The sequence below is a fragment of the Falsiroseomonas tokyonensis genome (assembly GCF_019024325.1).
Lineage (GTDB): Bacteria > Pseudomonadota > Alphaproteobacteria > Acetobacterales > Acetobacteraceae > Falsiroseomonas > Falsiroseomonas tokyonensis.
In genome coordinates this window covers 1,271,724-1,296,082 of record NZ_JAFNJS010000001.1, presented here as the reverse complement: position 1 = coordinate 1,296,082, position 24,359 = coordinate 1,271,724, and the positions used below count along the sequence as shown (strand labels likewise).

Annotated in this window: 22 protein-coding genes; 4 read left to right on the top strand and 18 right to left on the bottom strand. The window is 70.5% G+C overall.

Features of this window, described 5'->3' with window-relative positions:
- Positions 1 to 87 precede the first annotated feature (87 nt).
- The gene (locus J3S20_RS05885; protein WP_216835317.1) at positions 88 to 975 is read right to left on the bottom strand and encodes a prephenate/arogenate dehydrogenase family protein; all 888 of its coding nucleotides are present in this window, start codon (positions 973 to 975) and stop codon (positions 88 to 90) included.
- Positions 968 to 2,053 (bottom strand): histidinol-phosphate transaminase, encoded by a 1,086-nt coding sequence (gene hisC / locus J3S20_RS05880; protein ID WP_216835316.1) that lies wholly within the window; start codon positions 2,051 to 2,053, stop codon positions 968 to 970. The genes J3S20_RS05885 and hisC overlap by 8 nt, the downstream gene beginning before the upstream one ends.
- A 125-nt stretch (positions 2,054 to 2,178) precedes the next feature.
- Here hisC and metX point away from each other — a divergent pair, with 125 nt between their 5' ends.
- On the top strand, positions 2,179 to 3,318 hold the full coding sequence (gene metX / locus J3S20_RS05875; RefSeq protein WP_216835315.1) for a homoserine O-acetyltransferase MetX: 1,140 nt from the start codon (positions 2,179 to 2,181) through the stop codon (positions 3,316 to 3,318).
- A gap of 386 nt (positions 3,319 to 3,704) precedes the next feature.
- Here metX and J3S20_RS05870 read toward each other — a convergent pair whose 3' ends face one another.
- From J3S20_RS05870 to J3S20_RS05820, 11 genes are all read right to left on the bottom strand, one after another.
- Positions 3,705 to 4,394 (bottom strand): tetratricopeptide repeat protein, encoded by a 690-nt coding sequence (locus J3S20_RS05870; RefSeq protein ID WP_216835314.1) that lies wholly within the window; start codon positions 4,392 to 4,394, stop codon positions 3,705 to 3,707.
- A gap of 3 nt (positions 4,395 to 4,397) precedes the next feature.
- A complete protein-coding gene (locus J3S20_RS05865; protein ID WP_216835313.1) occupies positions 4,398 to 5,324 on the bottom strand; it encodes a type II secretion system F family protein in 927 nt (308 codons plus the stop codon).
- A gap of 3 nt (positions 5,325 to 5,327) precedes the next feature.
- Positions 5,328 to 6,275 (bottom strand): type II secretion system F family protein, encoded by a 948-nt coding sequence (locus J3S20_RS05860; protein WP_216835312.1) that lies wholly within the window; start codon positions 6,273 to 6,275, stop codon positions 5,328 to 5,330.
- Between the two features lie 2 nt (positions 6,276 to 6,277).
- Entirely contained in the window at positions 6,278 to 7,654 is a 1,377-nt protein-coding gene (locus tag J3S20_RS05855; RefSeq protein ID WP_216835311.1) for a CpaF family protein, read from the bottom strand.
- Entirely contained in the window at positions 7,651 to 8,814 is a 1,164-nt protein-coding gene (locus tag J3S20_RS05850) for an AAA family ATPase (protein ID WP_216835310.1), read from the bottom strand. Before J3S20_RS05850 ends, J3S20_RS05855 begins: the two co-directional genes overlap by 4 nt.
- Before the next feature lie 40 nt (positions 8,815 to 8,854).
- Complete coding sequence (locus J3S20_RS05845; RefSeq protein ID WP_216835309.1) at positions 8,855 to 9,166, bottom strand: hypothetical protein; 312 nt, start codon at positions 9,164 to 9,166, stop codon at positions 8,855 to 8,857.
- A 5-nt stretch (positions 9,167 to 9,171) separates the two neighbouring features.
- Positions 9,172 to 10,599: a type II and III secretion system protein family protein gene (locus J3S20_RS05840; protein ID WP_216835308.1), complete on the bottom strand. Its 1,428-nt coding sequence runs from the start codon at positions 10,597 to 10,599 to the stop codon at positions 9,172 to 9,174.
- 149 nt (positions 10,600 to 10,748) lie between these two features.
- The gene (cpaB, locus tag J3S20_RS05835; RefSeq protein WP_216835307.1) at positions 10,749 to 11,621 is read right to left on the bottom strand and encodes a Flp pilus assembly protein CpaB; all 873 of its coding nucleotides are present in this window, start codon (positions 11,619 to 11,621) and stop codon (positions 10,749 to 10,751) included.
- A 6-nt stretch (positions 11,622 to 11,627) separates the two neighbouring features.
- Positions 11,628 to 12,146 carry an A24 family peptidase gene (locus J3S20_RS05830; RefSeq protein WP_216835306.1) on the bottom strand — a complete coding sequence of 173 codons (519 nt, stop codon included), beginning with the start codon at positions 12,144 to 12,146 and terminating at the stop codon, positions 11,628 to 11,630.
- A 51-nt stretch (positions 12,147 to 12,197) separates the two neighbouring features.
- Positions 12,198 to 12,365, bottom strand: a complete 168-nt coding sequence (locus J3S20_RS05825) for a Flp family type IVb pilin (protein WP_216835305.1) — start codon at positions 12,363 to 12,365, stop codon at positions 12,198 to 12,200.
- Positions 12,366 to 12,699: 334 nt separating this feature from the next.
- The gene (locus J3S20_RS05820; RefSeq protein ID WP_216835304.1) at positions 12,700 to 12,876 is read right to left on the bottom strand and encodes a hypothetical protein; all 177 of its coding nucleotides are present in this window, start codon (positions 12,874 to 12,876) and stop codon (positions 12,700 to 12,702) included.
- Positions 12,877 to 12,891: 15 nt separating this feature from the next.
- On the opposite strand from J3S20_RS05820, the gene J3S20_RS05815 reads away from it, so the two are divergent.
- From J3S20_RS05815 to J3S20_RS05805, 3 genes are read left to right on the top strand one after another with little or no spacing between them, the layout of a single operon-like run.
- Positions 12,892 to 14,373, top strand: a complete 1,482-nt coding sequence (locus J3S20_RS05815; protein WP_216835303.1) for a pilus assembly protein TadG-related protein — start codon at positions 12,892 to 12,894, stop codon at positions 14,371 to 14,373.
- Between the two features lie 5 nt (positions 14,374 to 14,378).
- Positions 14,379 to 14,816 (top strand): TadE/TadG family type IV pilus assembly protein, encoded by a 438-nt coding sequence (locus tag J3S20_RS05810; protein ID WP_216835302.1) that lies wholly within the window; start codon positions 14,379 to 14,381, stop codon positions 14,814 to 14,816.
- Entirely contained in the window at positions 14,794 to 15,204 is a 411-nt protein-coding gene (locus tag J3S20_RS05805; protein WP_216835301.1) for a TadE/TadG family type IV pilus assembly protein, read from the top strand. The genes J3S20_RS05810 and J3S20_RS05805 overlap by 23 nt, the downstream gene beginning before the upstream one ends.
- Before the next feature lie 189 nt (positions 15,205 to 15,393).
- Here the strand turns inward: J3S20_RS05805 and J3S20_RS05800 are convergent, their stop codons facing one another.
- The 5 genes from J3S20_RS05800 to J3S20_RS05780 all read right to left on the bottom strand — a co-directional run bounded on the left by J3S20_RS05800 (position 15,394) and on the right by J3S20_RS05780 (position 24,197).
- Positions 15,394 to 17,508, bottom strand: a complete 2,115-nt coding sequence (locus tag J3S20_RS05800; RefSeq protein ID WP_216835300.1) for a hybrid sensor histidine kinase/response regulator — start codon at positions 17,506 to 17,508, stop codon at positions 15,394 to 15,396.
- On the bottom strand, positions 17,505 to 18,173 hold the full coding sequence (locus J3S20_RS05795) for a response regulator (protein WP_216835299.1): 669 nt from the start codon (positions 18,171 to 18,173) through the stop codon (positions 17,505 to 17,507). Before J3S20_RS05795 ends, J3S20_RS05800 begins: the two co-directional genes overlap by 4 nt.
- A 25-nt stretch (positions 18,174 to 18,198) precedes the next feature.
- Entirely contained in the window at positions 18,199 to 18,921 is a 723-nt protein-coding gene (locus J3S20_RS05790; RefSeq protein ID WP_216835298.1) for a response regulator transcription factor, read from the bottom strand.
- A gap of 145 nt (positions 18,922 to 19,066) precedes the next feature.
- Entirely contained in the window at positions 19,067 to 22,903 is a 3,837-nt protein-coding gene (locus J3S20_RS05785; protein WP_216835297.1) for a PAS domain S-box protein, read from the bottom strand.
- 88 nt (positions 22,904 to 22,991) lie between these two features.
- Complete coding sequence (locus J3S20_RS05780) at positions 22,992 to 24,197, bottom strand: glycosyl hydrolase family 8 (protein ID WP_246602276.1); 1,206 nt, start codon at positions 24,195 to 24,197, stop codon at positions 22,992 to 22,994.
- Positions 24,198 to 24,359: the final 162 nt, after the last annotated feature.

Sequence of the window (24,359 nt, the reverse complement as noted above, 5' to 3'; positions counted from 1 at the left end):
CGCCGATTGCCGCGGGAGCAGGAAGGCCCTGCTTCCCGCATCCGCCGATCCAGGCAGGACGCAGCCGGGAGGGTGCTGGGCGGACCCTCAGGCCTGCTTGCGCTCGATCAGCCCCTTGCGGATCTTCCGGCCACGCTGGATGCGGTCCTCGATGAAGCCGGACTCGCCCCAGCGCACGGCGCGGCCCAGTGCCTGCGCGTCCTCGGTGAAGCGGGCCAGCATCTCCAGCAGCGCCTCCCGGTTGTTCAGGAAGACGTCGCGCCACATGGTGGGATCGCTGGCCGCGATGCGGGTGAAGTCCCGAAAACCGGAGGCGGCGAATTTCAGCACCTGCTCCTTCGTTTCCTCTGCCAGGTCATCGGCGGTGGAGCAGATGGTGAAGGCCAGCAGATGCGGCAGGTGGCTGACGATGGCCACCACCTTGTCATGCGTCGCCGGATCCATCGTCTCGATCATACTGCCGCAGCGGCGCCACAGCTCCCGCACCTTCTCCACCGCCGCCGGGTCGGCGTCCGGCAGGGGCGTCAGGATGGTGTAGCGGCCCTGGAACAGCTCGGGGAAGCCGGCATCGGGGCCGGAGAATTCCGTGCCCGCCATGGGATGCGCCGGCACCAGGTGCACCCCCTTGGGCAGCAGCGGGCCGAGGTCGCGGAACACGCTCATCTTGGTGGAGCCGACATCGGTGACGATGGCCCCCGGCTTCAGATGCGGCGCGACCTGGGCCATCACCGCCGCATTCGCGCCCACGGGCACGCAGAAGATCACGCAATCGGCGCCCTGCACCGCGCGCGCCGCATCGGCCTCCACCACATCGGCGATGCCGAGTTCCCGCACCCGGTCCAGCGTCGCCGGCGTCTTGGCATGCGCCACCACCGTGCGGGCCAGGTCGCCCCGCTGCCGGGCCACGCGGGCGATGGAGGAGCCGATCAGCCCGACGCCGAGCAGGCAGAGCCGGTCGAAGAGAGGCTCAGCCATTTCGGCAGAATTCGGTCAGCGCCTCGATCACCATCTGACATTCCTCGGCGGTGCCGATGGTGATGCGCAGGCAGGCCGCCAGGCCGTAGGACCCCATGGCGCGCACGATCAGCCCGCGGCCGCGCAGATGCGCATCGGCTGCCTTGGCCCGCTCCGCCGCGCCGAAATCGACGAGGAGGAAATTGCCCTGGCTCGGCCAGACCTTCAGCCCCGCCGCCTCCAGCGCCGCCGCCACCTTGCCGCGCCATTCGGTATTGTGCGCGACCGAGGCCTCGATCCAGCCCGGCTCCGCCAGCGCCGCGATGCCGGCGACCATGGCCGCGCCACTCACATTGAAGGGCCCGCGCACCCGGCCCAGCACATCCACCACCGCCGGCGGCGCATAGCACCAGCCCAGCCGCATGCCGCCGAGCCCAAAGATCTTGGAGAAGGTGCGGGTCATCACCGTGTTGTCGCCGGCATCGACCAGCGCCTGGCCCGGGTCGTAATCCGGCAGCGTGACATACTCCGCGTAAGCCGAATCCAGCACCAGCAGCACATCCCCCGGCAGCCCCCGGCGCAGCCGCACCAGCTCGGACTGCGCCAAAATGCTGCCCGTGGGGTTGTTCGGATTGGCCAGGAACAGCAGTTTCGTGCGCGGCCCGACCGCAGCCAGCAGGCCGTCCACATCGGCCCGCAGATCCTTCTCCGGCACCTTGATGACGCGGCAGCCGGACCAGCGGCCGGCCAGGTCGTACATCAGGAAGCCATGAGCGGACATGACGATCTCCGTCCCCTCCCCGCCATAGGCCAGGATCAGCAGGGTGAGGATCTCGTCCGAGCCATTGCCGCAGACGATCTGCTCCGGATTCAGCCCGAAGCGGGCGCCGATCGCCTCCCGCAGCGCCTTGGCGCCGCCATCCGGGTAGCGATGCGCCTCCCTCGCCGCCTGGGTGATGGCCGCGATCGCGCCCGGCGGCGGGCCGAAAGCCCCCTCGTTGGAGGAGAGCTTGATGATGCGATTCACCCCCGGCACCTTGGATTCGCCGCCGACATAGGGCTCCACCGAGAGGATGGACGGGCGCGGCATGACGCTCATGGGGGCTGTTCCGGCTGGAAGAGGGGCGCCCTGCATAGACGCAGCACAGCCCCCCGCCAAGGCAGCGGTTGCCCCCCGGGATCCGCGGCCCTATTTCTCGGCCCGTTCAAGACCCCCGGGATTGCATGACCGAGGCACTCGCCCGCACGCCGCAGATCGACCACCAGCGCGCCATCTTCCCGGCGGGGCTGGCACTCGATTCCGGGGCGGTCATCGCACCGCTGGCCGTCGCCTACCGCACCTACGGCAAGCTGAACGCCCAGCGCAGCAATGCCGTGCTGGTCTGCCACGCCCTGACCGGCGACCAATACGTGGCCGAACGCCACCCCATCACCGGCAAGCCGGGCTGGTGGGAAGCCGTGGTCGGCCCCGGCAAGCCGGTTGATACCGACCGCTACTTCGTCATCTGCGCCAATGTCCTGGGCGGCTGCATGGGCTCCTCCGGCCCCGCCGAGCCCATGCCGGACGGGACGCGGCCCTACGGCACCGACTTCCCCTCCATCACCATCCGCGACATGGTCCGCGCCCAGAAGCTGCTTGTGGACCACCTTGGCATCGCACGGCTGCTGGCGGTGGTCGGCGGATCCATGGGCGGCATGCAGGTGCTGGAATGGGCCGCCACCTACCCGGAGATGGTCGCCGCCGCCGCCCCCATCGCCTGCGCCGCCTACCACTCCGCCCAGAACATCGCCTTCCACGAGGTCGGCCGCGCCGCCATCCACGGCGACCCGGACTGGGTCGGCGGCCGCTACTGGGAAGACGGGCGCATCCCGGCCAAGGGCCTGTCCGTGGCGCGGATGGTGGCGCATATCACCTACCTCTCGGAAGCCGCCCTCGGCCGCAAATTCGGCCGCCGGCTGCGCGGCGCCTCCGCCCTCACCTTCCTCGAGGACGTCTTCGAGGTGGAAAGCTACCTGCGCTACCAGGGCAGCACCTTCGTCCACCGCTTCGACGCCAACAGCTACCTGACCATCACCCGGGCCATGGACTACTTCGACCTGGCCTCGGAACACGGCGGCGACCTGCCCGCCGCCTTCCGCAACACAACCACCCGATTCCTCGTCGCCTCCTTCAGCAGCGACTGGCTGTTCCCCACCGAGGAATCCCGCGCCCTGGTCCGCGCCCTGAACGCCGCCGCCGCCAATACCTCCTTCATCGAAATCTCGACCGACAAAGGCCACGACGCCTTCCTGCTCGACGAGCCCGTCTTCCACCGCGCCCTTGGCGGCTTCCTGCGCGGGGCGGCCGAACGGGTGGGGGTCTGAGGGCCGGGGTGGTGCTGCGCTGAGGGGCCTCGCAGGGTGGGCTCTGCCCTCGGAGATCTCCTTCAGCCGAACGGCAGGCGGGCCTTGCGCGTAGCGGTCCCGTCCGCCCACGAATAACGACCGGTAGCACGGCGCCGCCCAGCGCCCGCATCGCCCCGAAGGCTCCGACCCATGCGATCCCGGGCGGCCCGCCGTCGCCGTCCGGCGGCGAGACGACCACCCGCTCGATCAGGGTCCGGGCTGCCTCGAGCGCCGCGGTGGCGTTGTCCCCGGCCAGCTCCGGGTCCATCAGCTCGCGCCCGAGCGCCTCGCAGACCCGCGCCTCGGGCGGTCCGCGGCGGACCCAGGCCGGAAGGTGCAGGCCAGGCCAAGCCCGGCCTTCATGATCAGCGGAGAGACGTCGAACCCGAGCTGCCCCTCAGGGCCACACCGCTCGCACCGGCTGTCGCGGCCTCGGCCACGGCGAGGTTGTTCCTCACCCGCTCTGGCGCGTCGTGGCGGCGCGCCAGCGGGCCGAGCAGCGCGACAGCCTCGGCCGGTCGGTCCGCCAGCAGCAGGGAAAGCGCCAGATTGTTCGCGGCGGCCAAATTGCCGGGTTCCAGTGCCAGCGCGGCTGCGTAGCTCGCCTTCGCCTCCTCGCGCCCGAGCAGGTCGAGCGCCACGCCGGACCCGACGAGCGACGGCACGTCCCGCGGCGCCGCGGCCAGCACCGTGCGGAAGGCATCCAGCGCCTCCGCCGCGCGACCCTCGAGCAGCCGCATCCGGCCGAGCTCGCGCAGCGCCCGCGCGTCGCCGGGCCGGGCGCGGAGCGTCCGCATCAGCACCGCCTCGGCCTCGGCGAGATTGCCGGCCTGGATCAGGCTGCGTGCGAAGCGGGCCTGCACCTCCGTGTTGTCCGGCGCCGACGCAGCCAGGGAGGACAGGACCGAGACGGCGATCTCGGACTGCCCGGAGGCTTCCGCGACAGCGGCCACGCGAAGCCGCGCCGACACGTCGGCGCCGGGCGACGCCGCCCCGGCGCAGCCAGCCAGCCCGGCCAGCAGCAGAAGGCCCGGCCATCCCCGGAATCCAGCCATGCGTCAGCCTCCCATTCGCTCGGACAGCGTGATGATCGCGGGCCCCACCAGCACGATGAACAGGCAGGGCATGATGAACAGGATCAGCGGCAGCACCATCATCGCGGGCAACCGCGCTGCCTTCGTCTCCAGCCGCAGCATGCGATCCTGCCGGCATTCGGCCGCCAGGATGCGCAGTGCCTGCGCCAGTGGCGTGCCGAAGCGGAAGGTCTGCGAGAGGGTGCCCGCCAGGCGCTGCAAGGTGTCGATCGGCGCCCGCTCCGACAGACGCTCGAGCGCCATGCGGCGATCCGGCAGGACGCGCAGTTCATGCGCCAGCAGGGCGAATTCGCCGGCGACCGCGCGGTTCGAGGGGCCGAGCTCGCGCGCCACGCGGTCCACCGCGGAATCGAGGCCGAGCCCCGCTTCCGCGCAGACCACCAGCAGGTCCAGCGCATCCGACACGCCGCGCCGCAGCGCGGCCACGTAGGACCGGCGCATGAAGCCCAGGACCCAGTTGGGGCCCATCAGCCCGACGACCGCGGCCACCAGCGTGAAGGTCACTTCGTTGCCATCGCCCTGCAGCGTCGCAAGGCCGAGACCGGCGCCGGGCAGGGCGAGGAACAAGGTCGCCTTGGTGCCGATGAAGACCGAGACGGCGCGGCGTGGGTTGTAGCCCGCGGCGGCGACCGTGCGTTCGAGATCCGCGAGGTCCGTGGCCGAGAGGATGGCGCGGTCGCGCAGCACCTCCCCGACCCGACGCAATGCGCCGAGCAGCATCGACCGCCCGCTGATCATCGCACCCGGCACCGGCGTGCCGCCGTCGCGCAGCGCGCGCAGGCGGGCGGTGATCTCCTCCTCCCGCGGGGAACGGCCCAGCAGCAGCCAGGCGCCCGCCAGCCACAGCAGCAGGCCGAGAACGCCCAGGACGGTGGCCAGCGTCGCGTCCATCGCTCAGTCCGACACCGCGGAGCGCAGCATCCACCGGATGATCAGCAGCCCGGAGCCCATCAGCAGCAGCCCGACCAGCAGCAGGCGGATGCCGCCATCCGTGGTGAACAGCGGCACCAGATGGCCGGGGCTGGTCAGCGCGATCGCACCGCTGGCCGCGAAGGGCAGCCCCGCCATGATCATCGCGGAAAGCCGCCCTTCCGCCGTCACCGCCTTCACGCGGGCCATCATCGTGACGCGCTTGCGCACCATGTCCGCCAGGTTCTCCAGCGTCTCGCCCAGATTGCCGCCGGTCTGCGACTGCAGGCCGATGGTGACGGCGAGAAAGAAGTATTCGGTGAGCCCGGTCCGCTCCGCCAGGCCGAACAGCGCGCGATCCAGCGGCTGGCCGATCGCGGTGCCGCTGACCACGCGCGCGAATTCCTCCCGCGTGGGAGAGGGGACCTCGCGTGCCGCATTGGCGATCGCCTCCGCCATCGGCAGCCCCGCGCGGATGGCGCGCAGGATCAGGCCGAGCGCGTCCGGGATCTGCTGGAAGATCCGGTCGCGGTAACGCCGCACCTCGCCCCTGAACAGGACATTCACCATCAGCAGGAAACCGCCCAGCCCGGCGATGGGCGCCGCCGGCGCGCCGAGAACCGTCGCCGCCACGAAGGCCGCACCGCACGCCGCGGCGATCCCGCCAAGCAGCACCAGCGGCCAGGCAATCCGCCAGGCGGACGGCACGTGCGGCGAACGTCCGCAGCGGGCCAGGGCTCGATCGAGCGCCGATTCGCCGCTGTCGCGCCGGATGTCCGGGCCCCGCGGCGCCGCCGCGGCGGCCGGCAGCGCGACCATCCGCATGCGTCCCCGCACCTGCTTGTCGCCGTCCGGGGCGCGCAGCGTGAACAGCGCTGCGACGCAGCAGGCGGCACCGGCGGCGGAGGCTGCCAGCAGGGGGAGGTTCGCCATGTTCAGCGCGGCTCCGTCGCCGCCATCCAGGCGGATAGGAGGCCGAAATACTCCAGCCGGTCCGCGAAGGCCGGGCGGATGCCGGGAGAGACCCAGCGACCGCGGATGCGGCCGTTCGCGTCCTCGCCCTGGTACTCGAACAGGAAGACGTCGTTCAGCGTCACGACTTCGCCTTCCAGTCCGCAGATCTCCGTCACATGCGTGACGCGGCGCTGGCCGTCGCGCATGCGCTGCACCTGGATGATCAGGTCCACGGCGCTGGTGATCTGGATGCGCACGGCGCGCGGGGGCAGGCTGGTGGTGCCCATCTGCACCATGTTCTCCACCCGCGTCAGCGCATCGCGCGGCGTGTTGGCGTGCACGGTGCAGATGGAACCGTCATGGCCGGTATTCATCGCCTGCAGCATGTCGAAGGCCTCGGGGCCGCGCACCTCGCCCACGATGATGCGGTCCGGGCGCATACGCAGCGCGTTCTTCAGCAGGTCGCGCTGGGTGATCTCGCCGCGCCCCTCGAGGTTGGGCGGCCGCGTCTCCAGCCGCACGACGTGGGGCTGCTGCAGTTGCAGTTCGGCCGCGTCCTCGATGGTGACGACGCGTTCGCCATGGTCGATCCAGCGGCTGAGTGCGTTCATCAGCGTGGTCTTGCCCGATCCGGTGCCGCCGGAAATCAGGATGTTCAGCCGGCAGCGCCCGGCGATCTCCAGCACCCGCGCCATCGGCTCCGAGATGCTGCCATTCGCAACCATCGAACCGAAGTCGATCTTCTTCTTGGCGAACTTCCGGATCGAGATGCAGGCGCCGTCGAGCGCCAGCGGCGGGAAGACCACGTTGACGCGGCTGCCATCAGGCAGGCGGCAATCCACCAGCGGGCTCGATTCGTCGACGCGCCGGCCGACGGCGGCCGCCATCTTCTGCGCGATGCTCGCCAGCTGCGCGCCGCTGCGGAACAGCACCGACTCCCGCTGGATCAGGCCGCGGCGCTCGACGAAGACGCAGTCGGGACCGTTCACCATGATGTCGGTCACGGTCTCGTCCCGCAGGAGCGGGTCGAGCGGACCGTAGCCCACCATGTCCTGCGTCAATTCCTCGGCGAGCGCCGCCTGCTCGCGCAGCGTGAGCTCCAGCCGTTCCTGGCCGGCAACCTCGTGCACCAGCCGCGCCAGCTGCTCGCAAAGCTGCTCGGGCGACAGCCTGGCGGCGACGGCTGGATCGATGCGGTCCATCACGGTGGTGCGCAGCTGCGCGATCACGCGCGCCTTCTCCGCGGCGACGGCGACCTCGGGCTCCACCCGGGGCGCGAGCGGGGCGTGCTGGCCGGTGGCGGATTCGGCCGTGGGTTCCGGTGGCGGGGCGTCCGATCTGCGGCCAAAGCGCTTCATCGCCCGATCCTCTCCCGAAGGCGCCCGAGCCAGGAGCGCGACGCCGCGTGCGGCCGCGTGCCGCCCACCTCCAACGCCAGTGGCGCCAGGGCCTTGCGCAGGGCGGCGCTGTCGTGCAGCGCCGGGCGGCCGAGGTTGGCAGCGCGCGGAAGCTGCTTCGGCAGGTCGGGCACCACCACATCGGGCAGGCCGCCCAGCCCTTCCTGCATCATGTTGAGCGGCAACGTGCCCGGCGCGCCGGCGCGGTTCAGCACGGTGAGCACCGGGCCGTTGCCCTGCAGCCCCGCGAGCAGCTTGCGCGCCGCGACCAGGTCCCGAGCCCCTGCGAGATCCGGCCCGAGCACCAGCACGCGCTGCCGTGCAAGCGAGAGCACCTGGCGTTCCATCGGCCCGGGTGGATAGGGCAGGTCCACCACCACGATGCTGCAGCGCGCGCGCAGCAGATCGAGCAGGCGCGTGACGCCTTCGGGCTTCGGCGCGATCTCCGCCTCCGGCGGCTCGTCGGCCGCGAGCAGGCGCAGGCGGTCCGAGGCGAGGACCGAGGCGCGTTCCAGGAACAGCGCGTCCACCCGGTCCGGATTCTCCAGCGCAACGCGCAGCCCTGCCGAGCAGCGCAGGCCGAGCATCATCGCCGCGGTCCCGCCGCGAAGATGGAGGTCCAGCAGCCCGACATGGCCATGCGTGGTCTCGGCGACCTGCAGCGCCAGGTTGACCGCGATGGTGGTGGCGCCGACGCCGCCGCGCACGCCGCACACCGTGACGATACGGCTGCCGCGATGCGCCGGCGCCTCCGCCATCCCGGCGACACGCGGGCCGAATACGCGCGCCACGCTTTCACGGGTCAGCGGCTTGTGCAGGTATTCCGCCACGCCGAGATCCCGCGTGAGATCGCGGTAGAAGCCGATGTCGGACTGCTCGCCCGTGACCAGCAGCGTCACGTCCGGCTCGCAGACCGCGGCCAGGGCGTCGAGCGCGCCGATCGGATCGCCTTCGCCGCAAAGGTCCACGACCAGCACGCGCGGTGTCCGTTCCCGCTCCAGCGCGCGGATCGCGGCGCGGATGCCGCCGCGCCGCACCGGCATCGCCTCGACCGTGTCGGACAGGCCGGCGCGCAGCGTCGCCTCCGTTTCATCGTCGGTGGCGAAGGCCAGGAGAGCCACGCGCTCAGGCATGGCGGGTGCGGTCGCGCGGGGCGCGGCGTCAGCGATTGCCATTCTGGCCCGCCGCGCTTGGAAGGAACACCGGCGACCCCTGCGCGGGCGCCCCGGGAAGCTCCCGCCGCCGGCCGTTGCGCAGCAGGCCAACGCCTGTCGCGGCGGCCGCGCCGCGCTCCGTCGTGGTGGCCACGCCGCGCTCAAGGTGCGACGGATCGGCGATCATGGCGCGCAGGTTGGCGTCGTTCAGGCCGCGCGCACGCAATGTGCCGGGTCGGTCGAAGGGATCCGTCGCGCCACCGCAGCCGGCCAGCGCGCTGCAGGTCAACAGCAGGGTCAGGCAGGTGGTGCGGGGCATCGGCGCTACTCCAGAATGAAGCCGGCGTCGCGCCGTTCGGTCGGCAGCGGCTGGTGCGGCAGGCCCCGCGCGACCTGCCGCGCATGGAGCAGGCGGTCGAGGTCGGTGGCGGGGCGGAAGCCGTCCGTGGGGCCGGCCAGACGGCGCGGGTCGGAGACCGGGCGCACGAGATAGGGTGTCACGATGATCACCAGTTCGCTCTCGCTGCGGCGAAAGCGCTCGGAGCGGAACAGCGCGCCGAGCACCGGCACTTCGCCCAGGCCGGCCACGCCGTCCGACACCTGGGAGGAGCTGCGTTGCAGCAGGCCCGCGATCGCGAAGCTTTGCCCGCTGCCAAGCTCCACCGTCGTCTCCGCCCGGCGTACCGCCAGGGCGGGGATGCGGACCGTGCCGGCACCGAGCGGGACGGTGATGGACCCGTTCTCCGACAATTCGCTGACCTCCGGGCGGACCCGCAGGTTGATGCGGTCAGGGCCGAGCACGGTCGGCACGAAGGCCAGGCTGACGCCGAACTGCTTGAACTGGATGGTGATCTGGCCGATCTGCGAGGCCGCGACCGGGATCGGGAACTCGCCGCCCGCGAGAAAGCTTGCCGTTTCGCCGGATTGGGCCGTGAGGTTCGGCTCCGCGAGGATGGTGGCCAGGCGGTCCTGCGCCAACGCATCGACGATGGCGTTAATGTCGAAGCGCGAGGAGGTGACGCCCGCGCCGAAGCGCGTCGGCGCGCCGAGCGTCGCGGTGCCCGTGGTGAGGCCGCTGATCACGCTGGCCGCGGCAGCGCCCGAGCGCAGGCCGAGCACGAAGTTCCCGCTATTCGCCAGGGCCTGCCAGTTGAAGCCGAGCTCCCGCGTGATCTCGCGTGATATCTCCATGACGCGGACGCGCAGGTTCACCTGGATGCTCGACATCACCTCGATCTCGTTGAGGACCTGCCCGTCCTCGCCGGCGAAGGCCTTGGCGACGGCCTCGGCGCGCTGCGCCTCGGAAGCCGTGGCGGCGGTGCCTGTCAGGATCACGGCGGACGCCGTGGCCTGCACCCCGAGCCCCTGGAGGGTCGGCACCGCCTGGCGGATCGCTGCCTGAATGGCAGCGGCGGAAGGCCGCGCTGCGGCCGGGGCAGGCGCGGCGGCGGGGGCGGACGCACCGGCCGGCGGGTTGCCGCCGCGCACCGTCACGAGATACTCGGCGATGGTGGCGCCGCTTTCGGCCGCGGCGAGGATCGTGGTGCGTCCCGCTGAGACGCCGATGATGACAAGGCTGGTCGGCGAGGTGGGCTGAACGCGGGCGATGCGCGGATCGGCCGCCACCACCGTCGAGGCCGCCGTCGGCAACGTCACCGCTCGGCCCCGCCCGGCCTCCAGCGTCAATTCCGATCGCAGCGCAGCCTCGGGCGCCAAGGGCTCCGAATTGGCCACGGGACCGCGGCGCGGCATGATCTGGCTGACACGGGGTAGGGCGCCGGCATCCCGCGCAGGTGATGCGGGCTCGGGGTCGCGCGACCGCCTCTGGGCGTCGGCGCTGCCCGCGGCGAGCAGGGCGGCAAATGTCAGGACGAGGGGCAGTGCGAACCGGGCCTGCCATCTCACCGGAAGACGACCTCCTGCGTGTCGTTGCCCTGCAGGACGCGCATGCGCGACCCGACCGCCGATCCGGCCCGTGACAACGCCGGGGAGACGTCGCCGCCGAAGACCGAATTCGGAATTGCATCGCCCTGCGACGCCTGCGCTGTGTCCTCCATCGCGCGGACCGTCAGGGACAGCCGCCCGAGCCGGCCGCCCACGGCGACACGCTCGGCCTCCTCCGCAGTGGCCTCGAGCGTGACGGTCCGTGCGATGCCGCGCTGCGTGCCACCGGTGCCGGGGCCTGGCTCGAGCGTGGCGCCCTGGGTGAAATGCTGGTCGACGGCGATGACGCGGACACCGGTCAGCACGGTCTCCCCCACCACCCGGCGGCCGAGCGGGGTGGCGGCGGCGTCGAGTTCCTGCGTCAGGATCACATCCACCCGGTCGCCCGGCCAGATCAATCCCGCCGCGCCCGTCACGGCATCCACGCCCACCGCGATGGCGCGGGTGCCGGGGCGCAGCACGGCGGCGAGGAAGCCGCGGTCGCGCGGGCGCAGCACGTCGGTGCGCGCCACGGTGGCGCCGGGGTCGAGGTAGCGGCGCAGCATGCCGCCGCGCAGTTCCTGGCGCACCTCGTCAGAATGCTCGAGCGCGCCATCCGGCAGCTCCGCCGGGTTGATGTGACGCACCGCGAAGTCCTCGTCCTTCACCAGCGTGCCCGCGGGCAGCGCACGCGCTGCGACCAGCAGCGCGGCGCGCGCCGGCGGCGCGGGTTGCGGGGCCTCGACGGCCAGCGCTGCGGGCGGAGACGCCGTGCGCAGCGCTGCCAGGGTCAGGTAGCCAAAGCCGGCGGCGCCGATCAGCAGGCAGGCGCCGAGAACGGTGCGGATCATCGCGCATCAGCCTCCTGCGGGGATCAGTCGGACCAGCGTGCCGCCACAGGCGATGGCGACGGCGTAGGGAAGCGGGCCACGCCGGCGGATGCGCCGGCGCTCGACGGCCAGGACGCGGCCGGGCAGGGAAGCCGGGATGCCGACTGCGAAGGGTTGCGGCGAGGGCAGGCGCGCGAGGGCCAGATAGACGCACCCGAGCACGCCGCCCGCCAGCGCAGTGAGCAACAGGAAGTCCATGGTGCCGAACGGCGGCAGGCCCACTGCGACGGCCGCGCCGAGCTTCAGGTCGGCACCGCCCAGCATGCCGCGGGCGTGCAGCGGGACGAGAAGCAGGAACAGCAGCGCCGCGCTGCCGAGCGAGAGGACCACGGCGAGCGGCCCCTCGGTCGCCCTCAGGCCGCAGCCGGCAGCTGCGAGCGCGATGCTGAAGCCATCCGGGATAGTCCGCGTGGCCACGTCACGCAGGGCTGCGGCGATCAGCAGGATGGGGACGCCGTAGAGGAGAGCCGAATGCAGGATGGCCACGGGTCACCTCGTGCGGCGCCGCCGAAGCGGCGCCGCGAACATGTTCATTGCCTAGAAGGTGAAGCCGCCGAGGGCGGTGACCAGCCGGCCGAACAGGCCGCTGAACGCACCGATGACGCCCACGGCCAGCGCGGCGGCGATGAGGCCGTATTCCAAGGCCGTCACGCCCTTGCGGTCGGCGGCGGCCTGCTTGGTGACGGTAACGAACTTGTTCAGCATGTTCTGTCTCCGCGTTGTAGGTCGACAGGCTTTGGGACGCACCCAATGCGCGTCCGCGGTGAGCGCATGCACACCAGCGGTATTTCCCGTCGCCGGAAACACAATGCGCGGTTGATCGAAGCCCAACAACACTGGAATTGTCAGTTAAACCCACCCCGCTTTGCTTTGTTTGATATCTCATTCACAATGTGTCTGACGATTTGCGACAATGTCACGCAAGCAATTCAAGTGTAGTCGGATGTATTCGAGTGTACTTCTTTGCTGACATCGTAGGGCGGCCATTCCCCCGCAGCGCGGTGGTTTGAGCGGGGTGGATGCTGCCACCGCATCAAGGTCACATCAGTCCGGACAAGGCGTTTCCGACGACGATGCGGACCCAGGTGACGCCGTCATGGCCCTCCGCGGGTTCGGGAACCGCATACAACTCATGACGAAACCTGCCGGGCGATTCCGGCGGGCGTCGAACATCGTGCGATGGCGCTGCCAATGCCCTGCTCTGCAGCGCGCTCATCAAGGAGCCTTCCGCATGGTCCCCATCCCGACAGCGCCAGTGGCGGATCGGCGCGCCGCACAGGCGGCAAAGCACGCGACCACGAAGGGTGTACCCGCTCCGCGGCCGCAGGGTATGTCAGCCGCCTGGGCGCTGCGTCGCGACCGCCGGGGAACCGTGGCCGTCACGGTCGCGATCGGCGCCTCAGCGCTGCTCGGCGCCGCGGCGCTCGCGACCGATGTGGGCAACCTGTACCTGGTGCGCCGGAACATGCAGAGCGCGGTCGATGCGGCCGCGATCGCGGCAGCACGCGGCATGGCCGGAGGGGCAGACGACGTCGCCGTTGGGGCGCTCGCATCCGATGTGGCGGCGAGAAACGGCTTCCAGACCGGCACGCAGACACGCATCACGAACGTGGATGTCGCGGTCCTGCGAGCCACGAGCCCGCGCCAGGTCACCGTCACTGTCCAGCAGACCCAGCCGATGCCCTTCGTGCGGGCGATGATGAGCGCAGCGCCGGTGGTGACCGCCTCTGCCACGGCAGTGGCGCAGAGCGACCCTGGCGGCGCCTGCGTGCTGTCGCTCAGCCAGCCGATCGCCTTCGCCGGCAACTCCAACCTGCAGGCGCCGAATTGCGGCCTGAGCTCGAATTACCGCCATCCGGACTCCCTCCGCTTCGGGTCGGGCGGGTCCAATGCGGGCAGCAGCTTCACCGTGCGAGTGTCCTCGCTCATCTCGAGCGGGGGCTGCACGACCTGCACAGCGGCGGAAGCGCTGCTGAAGCTGGCCTTCACGCGCAACCGGCCGGCCTTCTATCAGGCCGACACGGCCAATCCCTATGCGAGTATCACCAGCCAAGGGCCCGCCCTGCTCGACGACATGACCCGCGGCAGCGCCTGCGCGTCGCCGAAGAAGCTCGATGAATCGCCCGAACAAGGCATCGTCGCGCTCCCGCCAGGCTGCTATACTAGCATGTCGGTGACAGGCGGGCGCACGCTGCAACTCAGCCCTGGCATCTACGTCGTCTCGCAGGGCAATTTCTCGGTCTCCGGCGGTTCGCAGGTGAACTGCCCGCTCTGCACCTCGCCGACCAACGGCGTGACGATCGCCATGGTGCCAGGTTCCGGCAACAAGCCGTCCGATGTCGGTGCCATCGACATCCAGGCGAATGCCATCGTGAACCTCAGCGCGCGCAGCACGACGGCCGACCCGAAGCTCGCCACCGGCCTCGACGGCGTGCTTTTCTATCGCGACGGGCGTTGGCCCGCGGAGACCGGCGTCGCGCGCATCACCATCCAGGGCGGTCCCGCCGTGCTGCTGCGCGGCGCGATCGTGGGACCGACGACGAATGTCGAACTGCGGGGCGGGCCGAACGTGGATACCGCTGCGGCGACAAACTGCATGGCCTTCGTGGTCCGGGGCATGACATTCCAGGGCGGGTCGGGGCTCGACACCTCGGGCTGCACGGCAAGCGGGGTGCGCTTGCCGTCGCTCGAATTCGTCAAGCTGGCGAGCTAGTTGGGATGCTTAAGGCATGGAAGGCATCGCGCGACCGGCGGGGCCTCGCCGCCCTCGAGTTCTGCATCGCGGCGCCGATGCTGGTGACGGTTCTGGTCGGAGTCATGGACCTGGGCCGAGCCATCGACCAGACCATCCGGCTGGAGACAGCGGCGCGTGACGGCGCGCAATACGCGCTGTCCTTCCCCGACGACTTGGCGGGCATCCGGAACAGCGTCAGCACGGCACTTAATGGCCAGGCCGGATTGCGCACGCCGCAGGTCACGATGGCTTGCGAATGCCCCTCCGCGGGGGGTGGCGTGCCGGCGGCGGATCCGGGCTGCACCAGCCCCTGCTCCGGCCGGCAGCGCTTGCTGACGATCGTCGCGCAGCAGGATTTCAACGCCACCCTTCTCAAGAACGTGAAGGTGCTGACTGGCAATGTCACGCTGCGCATCGAATAGGCCGCGCCGCCGCCGATTGGGAGTGGCGGGGTCGGTTGCCCTGGAATGGTCGCTGGTCGCACCGGCGCTGATTGTCCTGCTCGTCGGCGGCATAGATCTGGGCCGGTACATGTTCACCGCGCAATCCGTCCGCGAGTTGAGCGGAATCGTCTCTCGCGCAGCGATGATCGACCCGGCCCTGGCCGGCTGCACCGCGCCCAAAGCGCTGGCTGCCCGCACGCCGATGCTGAGCGACCCGGCGAAGCTGACCGTCTGCGTCACGCGCAGCGCCGGCAATGGCACGACGAACTCCGCAAGCATCGAGGTACGCTACGACTTCGCCTTCCTCGTCACCGTGCTGGCAGGCCGTGTCAGCCAGATCCGTGAGACGCAGCAGCTTATCTGGTAGGTGACGAGGCTGCTCTTCATGCCGCGCAGGGCAAGGGAGCGACAGCGCTGCGGACGGCTCATCATTGGCCACCCAGCAGGCAACGAGCCTCGCTGCCTGGCTCATTGACAGGCCGACGCATGTGCCTGGAACGCGACTTGTCTATGGCGACGTGCCTAGCCCCCATCCACCCGGGACGATCATGCCGCGTCAGCCAATTGCGGTCTTCACCGCATCCAGCAGCGCCTGGCGCGTGAAGGGCTTGGGCAGGAAGACGGCGCCGGCGGCGTTCAGCGTGAGCGTGTCGGGCGTGTAGCCCGACATCAGCAGCCCCGCGACCGCTGGATTGATGCAGCGGACACGCTCCAGCAGCGCCAGCCCGTTGACCTCGCCTGGCATCACGACATCGGTCAGCAGCACGTCGACCCGTTCCCCCGCCTCAACGCGGGACGCAGCTTCCGCGCCGCAGGCCGCCACGGCGACATCGTAGCCGGCGCGGATCAGAATGCGTTCCGCGAGGGCACGGATTTCCGGCTGGTCGTCCACCACGAGCACGCGACGCGGCGTGGTGACGTCCGCCGCAGGCAAGGAACTGGCGGGCTCATCGGACGCGGGCGGAAGGCGCGTGGTCGCGGCCATCGCGGGCAGCTCCAGCGTCACCGTCGTGCCCGTGCCGGGCTCGCTCGACAGGCGCACACGTCCGCCAAGCTGGCCCACCAGCCCGCCGACGTGCGACAGCCCGAGGCCCGAGGCCGGACGACCGGTCTTGGTGGTGAAGAAGGGTTCGAAGGCGCGCGCCACGATCTCGCTGCTCATGCCGCGGCCGTTGTCGGTCACCGAGATGGCGACAAAGCGCCCAGGTGCGATGTCGCTGTCGGCAAGGTCGCCGGCGGTCAGCGTGACCTCGCGGACGGCCAGCGCGATCCGGCCGCCGGTCTCCGGCATTGCCTCGCGGGCGTTGGCGACCAGGTTGCCGATGGCGGCGCGCAGCTGCGCGGGGTCGCAGAGGCAGTCCGGCAGGCCCGGCGCGATGTCGAGCGTGACCTTCGTCTTCTGCCCGGCCAGATCCTCCAGCACGGGCTTCATCTCCTCCAGCAGCGATCCGATCGCAACCGGCTGGACCTGCAGCACCTGCGTGCGCGCATAGACAAGCAGGCTGCCGGCGAGCTGCGCACCCGCTTCCGCCGCCTTGCGCGCGCGATGCGCGACGCCGCGTTGGACCGGGCTGGTCGCGGATTCCTCCAGCATTTCCAGGTTGCCGATGACGACCGTCAGCAGGTTGTTGAAATCGTGCGCCACCCCCCGTGCCATCCGCCCCAGCGCTTCCAGTGCATGTGCCTGCGCCAGCCGCGCCTCCAGGGCGATGCGCCGGTCGGTCTCCTGCTCCAGCGCATGCAGCGCGTTGGAGCGCTCCCGGAAGGCGCGGTGTGCGAGCCAGGTGGCGCTGGCCAGCAGCAGCGTTGCGGCCAGCGCCAGCAGGGCATCGCGCAGCAGATCCGCTCGCCAGGCCGCCACCCTTACCGGCATGTCGACGCCGTAGCCGATGAAGGCAGGGAACGCGCCAAGTCGCCGATAGGCATAGACGCGCTCCACCCCATCCACCGAGGAGCTGGCGTACAGCTCGCCACGTGCCGAGCCGGTGGCGAGGGCGCGCATGAGCGGGCTGGAGGGTTCGAGCCGCTCGATCGCCGGGGCCGGCGGGTGACGCGCCAGGATGACCCCGTCCTCCCGGATCAGGCTGGCGGCGCCCCCCAGGCCGCGCTTCATCGCGCCGAACGCATTCTCGAAGTGCAGCGGGCTGATGGCGACATGCAGAATGCCGACGAAGGCACCGCCTGGAGCGGAGCGGCGCTGGCTCATCGCGAAGGAGGGCAGGTTGGTGGTGCGGCCGATATAGGGCTCGCTGATGAAGTGTGGCACGAAACCATGGCGATGCACCTCGAAGTATTCGAGGCCAGCAAGACTCAGGCTGGATGGCCACGGCAGGCTGGCGGCGATGATCGCGCCTTCCGAGTTGCTCACCCAGATGGAGACGGTCTGCGGAAGCTGGCTTGCCAACTCGGCGAGCTGCGCGGCAACGCTGCTGGAGCGCACCTCCTCGTCCGACATGTTGCGGACCATGCCGTCGACGAGTTTGAGCACCAGTTCCTGCGTCTCGAAGATGTGGCGGGCCTGCTGCTCGATGATGGTGACGGTATTGAGCGTGTCGTTCTCCGCAGTGACCTTCATCAACGTCCAGCGCTCGGCCGAGATGCCCGCCAGCAACCCGAATGGCAGCAGCACGGAGAGCGCGAACAGCGCGACGATGATGCGCGGCGTCTTCATGCGCTTTCCTCCACGCCAGCCGCGCGGCAGCCAAGCGTTTCGAGATCGTAGATGCAGGGCGGTGCGATCACAAGCCAGCGGCGGGCGCGAAACCGTGCTGCAACGCGCCAACGCGACGATGCGCTTCTTCGCAGCGCGCCACTCGCACAAGCTTGCCACGGTGTGCGAGTTCCTGTGCCGGCTTTCCAGGCCGCAGCCGCGAGCCGGGTACTTTCGGCGAGAGCGGCCTGCATGGCCGCGTGTACCTCCGCCTGCGCGCGCGCGGCCCCACGGACAATGGCGCGATCCATGACTTCGGCGACCTCCGCCAGGCGGGGAGGCTTCTGCAGCAGGCCGAAGGTGCCGGCGCGCAGCGCGCCGAGGGCGACATCCGTGCCCGCGCCGCCGGTCAGCAGCACCACCTCGATCGCCGCTTCCTCGGGGCGGTCGCGGCGCCGCACCTCTGTCAGTTGCAGGCCATCCACGCCGGGCATGCGCACGTCGGATGTGACAACGCCAATCTGGGGGTCCGCCTTCGCCAGGGCTGATGCCGTCGTCGCATCGCCGGCGCCGGTGGACTGGTGGCCGTGCCTGGGGAGAAAGCGCAGGAGCATGTCGACGATCTGCGGCCCATCGCCGACCATGAGGATACCGAGACGCTGGGGTTCCGGGGCAAGCTGCTGCATGAGCCGCTCCTGATGAGGGGGCGAGCTACCAGACGAGGCGGTAGCCCCGGCCGCGGACGGCGGCGAGCGTGATGCGCCCGGCCGACGCCTCGTGCAGCTTCTGGCGAAGATTGGAGGCCAACTGGTCCACTCCACGCTGTTCCGGCAGCAGGCGGCGCCCGAGCACGCGCTCCGAGATGGTCTCGCGGTCCGCCAGGTTCTCCTGTTGCGTCAGCAGAAGGGACAGCAGCCTGGCCTCGCCGCCGGTCAGCCGTGTCTCCGCCCCTTCGGCATCGACCAGACGGTGGCGGGCGGGCTCCAGGTTGACGCTGCCGAACCGCCAGGCCTGCCGCGTGTCGAGCTCGGCCGCGGCGGGCGCTTCTGCGGTCGGGACTTGCGGCTCCAGCCGGCGGCTCAGCGCGCGCACGCGGGCCACCATCTCACGCGGGGAGAAGGGCTTGGCGAGGTAATCGTCCGCCCCGACCTCAAGGCCGATGACGCGGTCCATCGCGTCGCCGCGGCCACTGACCACGATGATGCCAAGCCGTCCCTGGCCGGACGCTTCCCGCACAAAGGCGATGCCGTTGCCGTCGGGCAGGCCCAGATCGACGACTGCGATGCAGGGCTGGTCATCGCGCAGGCGTGCACGCCCTTCCGCGAGGGTTTTCGCCGTAACGGTCTGCCATCCGTCGCGGGTCAAGGCCGCGTTGATCATCGCGGAAACGCCGGGGTCGTCCTCGACGATCAGAACGGGCCGAGCGGACTGCATCAGCTGTCTTCCAGAAAGTTCCCGCCTCGTTAGTGCAAATTTACGTGATTAACGCTTTGGTGTCGATCCCAAATCATGCCCATGGCTGTTCGGCCGCCGGGCAATGGGCCCGGAAGCGACCGGGCCAGGGGCGATTGCCGGCCGATCAGGCTTCCAGCACGTGGCGAAGCTTCGCAGCAAGCTCGTGGCGGCGATACGGCTTGGTCAGCAGGTGCACCCCGCGATCGACCCGGCCCTCATGGACAATGGATTGCTCGCTGTAGCCGGAGGTGAACAGCACCTTCAGCCGCGGCTGCACCACCACCGCAGCCTTGGCAAGCTCCACGCCGTTCACGCCGCCGGGCATGACGATGTCCGTGAACAGCAGGTCGAAGTCGTGCACCTGCCGCAGCAGCGCCAGCGCCTCGGGCCCGGCGGCGGCAGCGGTGACGCGGTAGCCGAGGCCTATCATCAGGCCGTTGACATGCTCCCGCACCAGCATGTCGTCTTCCACGAGAAGGACGTGCTCGCGCCCGGGTGGCAGCGCGGCAGGTGTGTCCTGTGCCGCCGCCGCCTCCTGCCCTTCCATAGACCGCGGCAGGTAGAGGCTTACCACCGTGCCATGGCCGGGTTCGGAATGGATGCGCGCATGGCCTCCGGACTGCCGGGCAAAGCCGTAGACCATGCTCAGGCCAAGGCCGCTGCCCTTGCCGACCTCCTTGGTCGTGAAGAAGGGCTCGAACGCGCGCGCCATGACATGCGGTGCCATGCCGGTTCCGGTGTCAGAGACCACGATGGTGATATAGGGGCCGGGTCGGACGTCGAACTGCTGCGTGGCGATGTCCTCGTCGAGCCAGGCGTTCGCCGTCTCGATGGTCAGGCTGCCGCCCTGCGGCATGGCGTCCCGCGCATTGATCGCGAGGTTGAGCAGCGCCACTTCGAGCTGGCCGGGATCGACATCCGCGAGCCAGCACTCCGGCGCGCAGCGCACCGCGATCTGGACGTGCTCGCCCAGGGTACGGCGCAGCATGGCTTGCATCCCGATCGCCAGCGCGCCGACATCGATCGAGCGCGGCTCCAGCGCCTGGCGGCGCGCGAAGGCCAGCAGGCGGCTGGTCAGCTCCGCGCCGCGTTCCGCCGCGGTCATCACCATGCCCGCCATCTGGCGGAGGTCCAGCTGGGCTTGCAGCTCGTCGACCAGCAGCTCGGCATTCCCCAGGATGATCGTCAGCAGGTTGTTGAAGTCATGCGCAACGCCACCGGTCAGCTGTCCGACCGCCTCCAGCTTCTGCGCCTGGCGCAGCCGCTCGTCGAGCTCGCGCCGTTCGGTCTGGTCCGCCATGCTGCGGAGCATGCGCACCACGCGTCCCCGGTCGTCACGAATAATGAAGGCCCGGTCGATGATCCAGCGCGTGCTGCCCGCATGATCGATCATCCGGTACTCGCATTGCGTGACCTCCGCACCGCCCTCGATGGCGGTGCGGGACGACTGCAGCACGCGATCGCGGTCCTCGGGGTGGAGCAGGTCGATCCAGCGCTGGACGCGGTCCGCCTCGCTCGCGGCCTTCTCGCCGAACAGCTGCCGGCCGTTCTCGTTCCACCAGACCTCGCCGGTGACGAGGTCCGCGTCCCAGACGATGTCGTTGGTCGCGCGCGCGACCAGCCTGAAGCGTTCCTCGCTGGCGCGCAGCGCCGTCTCCGCCCGCTTGCGTTCGGTCACGTCGCGCTCGGTCGCCACCCAATGGGTGAAGCAGCCGCGTTCGTCGGCGAGCGGCACGATGTCCAGCTCTATCCAGAAGGCCTCTCCGGCCTTGGTGTAGTTCACGAGCTCGGCGCGGACCGGCTGCCAGGCCTTCAGCGCGGCGCCGATGCGGTCGAGCTCCGCCCGGTCCGTCGCCGGGCCCTGCAGGAAGCGCGGCGTGCGGCCGATGGCGTCCTCCCGCGTGAAGCCGGTGCGGCGGACGAAGGCGTCGTTCGCATAGACGATGCGGGGGCCTTCGGGACCGGCGGTCGGCTCGGCTTCCGTGATCAGCAGGATGTCGGTGATGCGCGCCGCCGCGGCCTGCAACAGGCGAAGCTCCTGCTGGTCGGCACGCTCGCGGGTGACGTCCCGGAAGTAGATCGCCAGCCCTTCCGTGCCGGGATAGGCGGTGACCTGGAACCACGCGCCGAGCGGCGGGAAGAACTCGGTGAAGCGCCGCGTCTCTTGCCCGGTGAGCGCTGCCTCGTATTCGTGGGCGAGCTTCGATCCGACGGCCTCGGGGAACACGTCCCAGACGCTTCGGCCCAGCAGCTCGGCCGCACTGCGCTGCATCAGACGCTCGGCTTCATGGTTCAGGAAGGTGTAGCGCCATTCAGCGTCGATGGTGAAGAAGCCGTCGCCGATGTTCTCCAGCACGTTGGTCAACTGCCGGCCGATCTCTTCGGCCTGCTGCCGCGCCTCCACCAGCTCGGAGACGTCCTGGAAGGCGCCGCGGAGCGCGAAGACACGCCCGTCGTCGTCGCGCGTGGCCTCGCCAATCACGCGAACCGACACGCGACGACCGCAGGCGTCGATGATCTGGAACGGCTCGTCGAAGGGAGTACTGTGCTGGATACAGGCATCCACCGCCGCCTGGATGCGGCTTCGGTGTTCCGGGATGTAGAAGTCGCACAGCTCGTCGAACGGCATGCCGCGCAGATTCGGCACGCCGTGAATGGCCGCGACCTCGGCCGACCATTCCACGTGCCTGCAAGGCAGCTGCAGGCGCCACCCGCCGACGCGGGCGGTTCGGCCGGCGATCCGCAGCAGTTCGGTCGCTTCCGCAAGCCGTGCCGCTTCCTCGATGTCACGTGTGACGTCGCGGACCACGCCCGAGAGGATCCGCTGGCCGGCCGCCTCCGTCGCGTCCGCCTCGCCACGCACATGCACGATGGTGCCGTCGGAGCGGAGGATGCGGTGGTCGAACCGAAAATGCGTGTCACCGGACGCGAGAAAGGCCGCGAAGTTGTCCTGCATCGCGGCACGGTCGTCGGGATGCACCAGGCGGACATACGCATCGCGGGTGTGGCCGAACTCATCCGGCGCGACGCCGTGCAGGGCATAGAGGTTGTCCGACCAGCGAAGGGCGTTGGTCGTCAACTCCATCTGCCAGATGCCCATGCCGAGCATCTGCTGCGCGCTGCGCAGCGTGGCCTCCTGCTCCCGAAGGCGCCGGGTCGCTGCCTCCATCGCCTGCGCCTGGAGCCGCGCTTCGAGGGCAAGGACGTCCGCCCGCCCGCACGGCCCGTCGCCCGGGATCCCCCCCGGCTGGTGGACGATAAGCACCACCGTGCCGTCCGTGCCGCGCACCGGCGCGTTGACGCCGGCGGGCCGGCCGGGGGTGTCGGCCAGACCCGTCGCGACGACGCGCTTGAGGGAGGCACGCATCGCCTCCGCATCGTCCGGGCCGAAGATTCCGGACAGCGGCTTGCCGAGCACGGCGTCGCGCTGCAGGCCTGCGCCGGCGAGGTAGGCGTCGCTGGTTGCCACGACGGATTGCGTCACCGCATCCAGCACCAGGTAGCGCCCAGGCAGCACCTGCACCAGGCCCTGATAGTGGCCGCGTGCGTCTTCCGCGGCGCGGCGCAACCCGGCCTCCCGATGCAGTGCCTCGGCGCAGGCCCGTTCGCCGGCGACGTGGCGGCTGACATCCCGCGCGACGACGATCCTGGCGGGCCTCCCGCCGATATCAAGGCCCTGGGAGGTCAGCTCGACATGGATGGCATGGCCCGACTTCCTGCGATGGCGCCAGACGCGGGCGTGGTCGGAACCGCCGGGGGCGGAGGCCAGGCTGTGTCGCAGCGCGGGGGCATCCTCCGGCAAGCCCATCTCGTCCGCCGTGACCGCCAGGAACTCCGCACGCGAATAGCCGTAGGCCGCAATGGCCGCGTCGTTGACGTCCAGGAACTGAAGCGTGGCGGCATCGAGCACCCAGACCGGGTCGGGATGGCGTTCGAACAGCACCTGCGCCGCCACATCCATCACAACGCTCCGTAATCGCCAGTCGCGACGACTGGGAGACGCACCATACGTCCTGGTGGCAACGGATGGGAACCGCTGACTGGATCTGTCACGCATCCCGCCGGCGTGCCGACATGACGGCAGCCTGTTTGGCGCAGCCCGGGACCAACGGCGCGGAGAGGCCGAGATCCTGCCATGCGAGGCGCGCCATCAGCGTGATCGCCGCTGGGTAGTAGTGCACCGCATCGGCGACCGCGGGCAAGGCGCTGTCGCGCCTGTTGCCCACCGACGCGGCGAACGCCAGGCGGGCCACCGCCTCCTGTCCCGCATCGCCGGCATAGGGCGCGGCGAGGCCGGTGCGCAGGTCTACCCAAGCGGGCATGACGCGGTGGCCCGGGTCGGTCCAGAACGCGACCGCAGCGCGCACCGCCGCATGCTGCGCCTGGCCGGCCCAGACGAGGTTCAGCGGCACGCGCAGCGCGTCGTCGGAGAACCGCGGCGGCCAGCCCGGCGCGGGGGCCGGGCGCCCGGCGCCGCGCGGCAGCGCCACCCAGTCGGCCGGAAGCCGCCAGCGGCCGAAGCGTGCCGTCTCGGCCAGGGCGATGCCGCCGGCCTCGAGCTCACGCCAAATTGGGCTCGGCGCGACGCGCGCCAGCGTGCGGAAGGCGGGCAGGACGAAGTAGCTGGGGTTCACGACGAGATGGTCGACCTTGAGGAAGCCCTCCGCCCCGGGCAGCAGCATCGCACCCTCCGGCCGCGGCAGCACCGCGCGGCGCAGCAGGTCGCGCGCCATCTCCGCCGCAAGACTCCGCCACTCGCCGCTCGACCAGCGCTCCGCCGCATCCGCCAGCGCCCAGGCGACGAGCAGGTCGCCGTCGCTGGCATTGTTGAGGTCCGCGACCGGCGTTGCGGCACCCGGCTGGTAGCGCCAGGCGAGCAGCGTGTCATGCGGCCGGCGCAATGTGCCCCGGGTCCATGCCAGGATACGCTCGAATCTGGCGCGGTCACCGAAGCGCAACGCGAACAGCAAGCCTGTGCCCTGACCTTCCGAATGCGAGATGCCCTGATTTCCCGAATCCACCACCCGTCCTTCGGGAGTGATGAAGCGGCGGGCGAAATCCTGCCAGTCTTCGGCCACGACGACGGCTGATGGCGCCGGTTGTTCGGTGGCGCGTGCCTGGCCGGGCCCGGTGGTACGCGTCAGCGGTGTCGCGGCGGTGATCCCGGCGAGCGCTGTGGCACCGCCGAGCAGGAGTCGCCGGCCGAACCGCGGAGCCTGGGCACTCTGCATGTCCCCGCCAGGCAGATGTTGCATCACGCGCGCTCCTCGTCGGCGGCGGCCCGGATGGCCCGGCCAGCTGCCGATCCTGGTAGCGCCGCCGCCGCCCGGCCTTCGAGCCAGCATTTGTGCTGAGTTGTGCGACCTGCCCGTATCCCGCGATGGTCAATCGCGACATTGCCTACGGAAATCGGGGAG

Coding starts and splice junctions, on each gene's coding strand:
- J3S20_RS05825 (WP_216835305.1), bottom strand. CDS start 12,365: ATGCTGAACAAGTTCGTTACCGTCACCAAGCAGGCCGCCGCCGACCGC.
- J3S20_RS05785 (WP_216835297.1), bottom strand. CDS start 22,903: ATGGATGTGGCGGCGCAGGTGCTGTTCGAACGCCATCCCGACCCGGTC.
- cpaB (WP_216835307.1), bottom strand. CDS start 11,621: ATGATCCGCACCGTTCTCGGCGCCTGCCTGCTGATCGGCGCCGCCGGC.
- J3S20_RS05860 (WP_216835312.1), bottom strand. CDS start 6,275: ATGGCGAACCTCCCCCTGCTGGCAGCCTCCGCCGCCGGTGCCGCCTGC.
- J3S20_RS05795 (WP_216835299.1), bottom strand. CDS start 18,173: ATGCAGCAGCTTGCCCCGGAACCCCAGCGTCTCGGTATCCTCATGGTC.
- J3S20_RS05800 (WP_216835300.1), bottom strand. CDS start 17,508: ATGAAGACGCCGCGCATCATCGTCGCGCTGTTCGCGCTCTCCGTGCTG.
- hisC (WP_216835316.1), bottom strand. CDS start 2,053: ATGAGCGTCATGCCGCGCCCGTCCATCCTCTCGGTGGAGCCCTATGTC.
- J3S20_RS05815 (WP_216835303.1), top strand. CDS start 12,892: ATGGTCCCCATCCCGACAGCGCCAGTGGCGGATCGGCGCGCCGCACAG.
- J3S20_RS05840 (WP_216835308.1), bottom strand. CDS start 10,599: ATGCCGCGCCGCGGTCCCGTGGCCAATTCGGAGCCCTTGGCGCCCGAG.
- J3S20_RS05780 (WP_246602276.1), bottom strand. CDS start 24,197: ATGCAACATCTGCCTGGCGGGGACATGCAGAGTGCCCAGGCTCCGCGG.
- J3S20_RS05885 (WP_216835317.1), bottom strand. CDS start 975: ATGGCTGAGCCTCTCTTCGACCGGCTCTGCCTGCTCGGCGTCGGGCTG.
- J3S20_RS05870 (WP_216835314.1), bottom strand. CDS start 4,394: ATGGCTGGATTCCGGGGATGGCCGGGCCTTCTGCTGCTGGCCGGGCTG.
- J3S20_RS05865 (WP_216835313.1), bottom strand. CDS start 5,324: ATGGACGCGACGCTGGCCACCGTCCTGGGCGTTCTCGGCCTGCTGCTG.
- J3S20_RS05810 (WP_216835302.1), top strand. CDS start 14,379: ATGCTTAAGGCATGGAAGGCATCGCGCGACCGGCGGGGCCTCGCCGCC.
- J3S20_RS05845 (WP_216835309.1), bottom strand. CDS start 9,166: ATGCCCCGCACCACCTGCCTGACCCTGCTGTTGACCTGCAGCGCGCTG.
- metX (WP_216835315.1), top strand. CDS start 2,179: ATGACCGAGGCACTCGCCCGCACGCCGCAGATCGACCACCAGCGCGCC.
- J3S20_RS05805 (WP_216835301.1), top strand. CDS start 14,794: ATGTCACGCTGCGCATCGAATAGGCCGCGCCGCCGCCGATTGGGAGTG.
- J3S20_RS05820 (WP_216835304.1), bottom strand. CDS start 12,876: ATGAGCGCGCTGCAGAGCAGGGCATTGGCAGCGCCATCGCACGATGTT.
- J3S20_RS05790 (WP_216835298.1), bottom strand. CDS start 18,921: ATGCAGTCCGCTCGGCCCGTTCTGATCGTCGAGGACGACCCCGGCGTT.
- J3S20_RS05855 (WP_216835311.1), bottom strand. CDS start 7,654: ATGAAGCGCTTTGGCCGCAGATCGGACGCCCCGCCACCGGAACCCACG.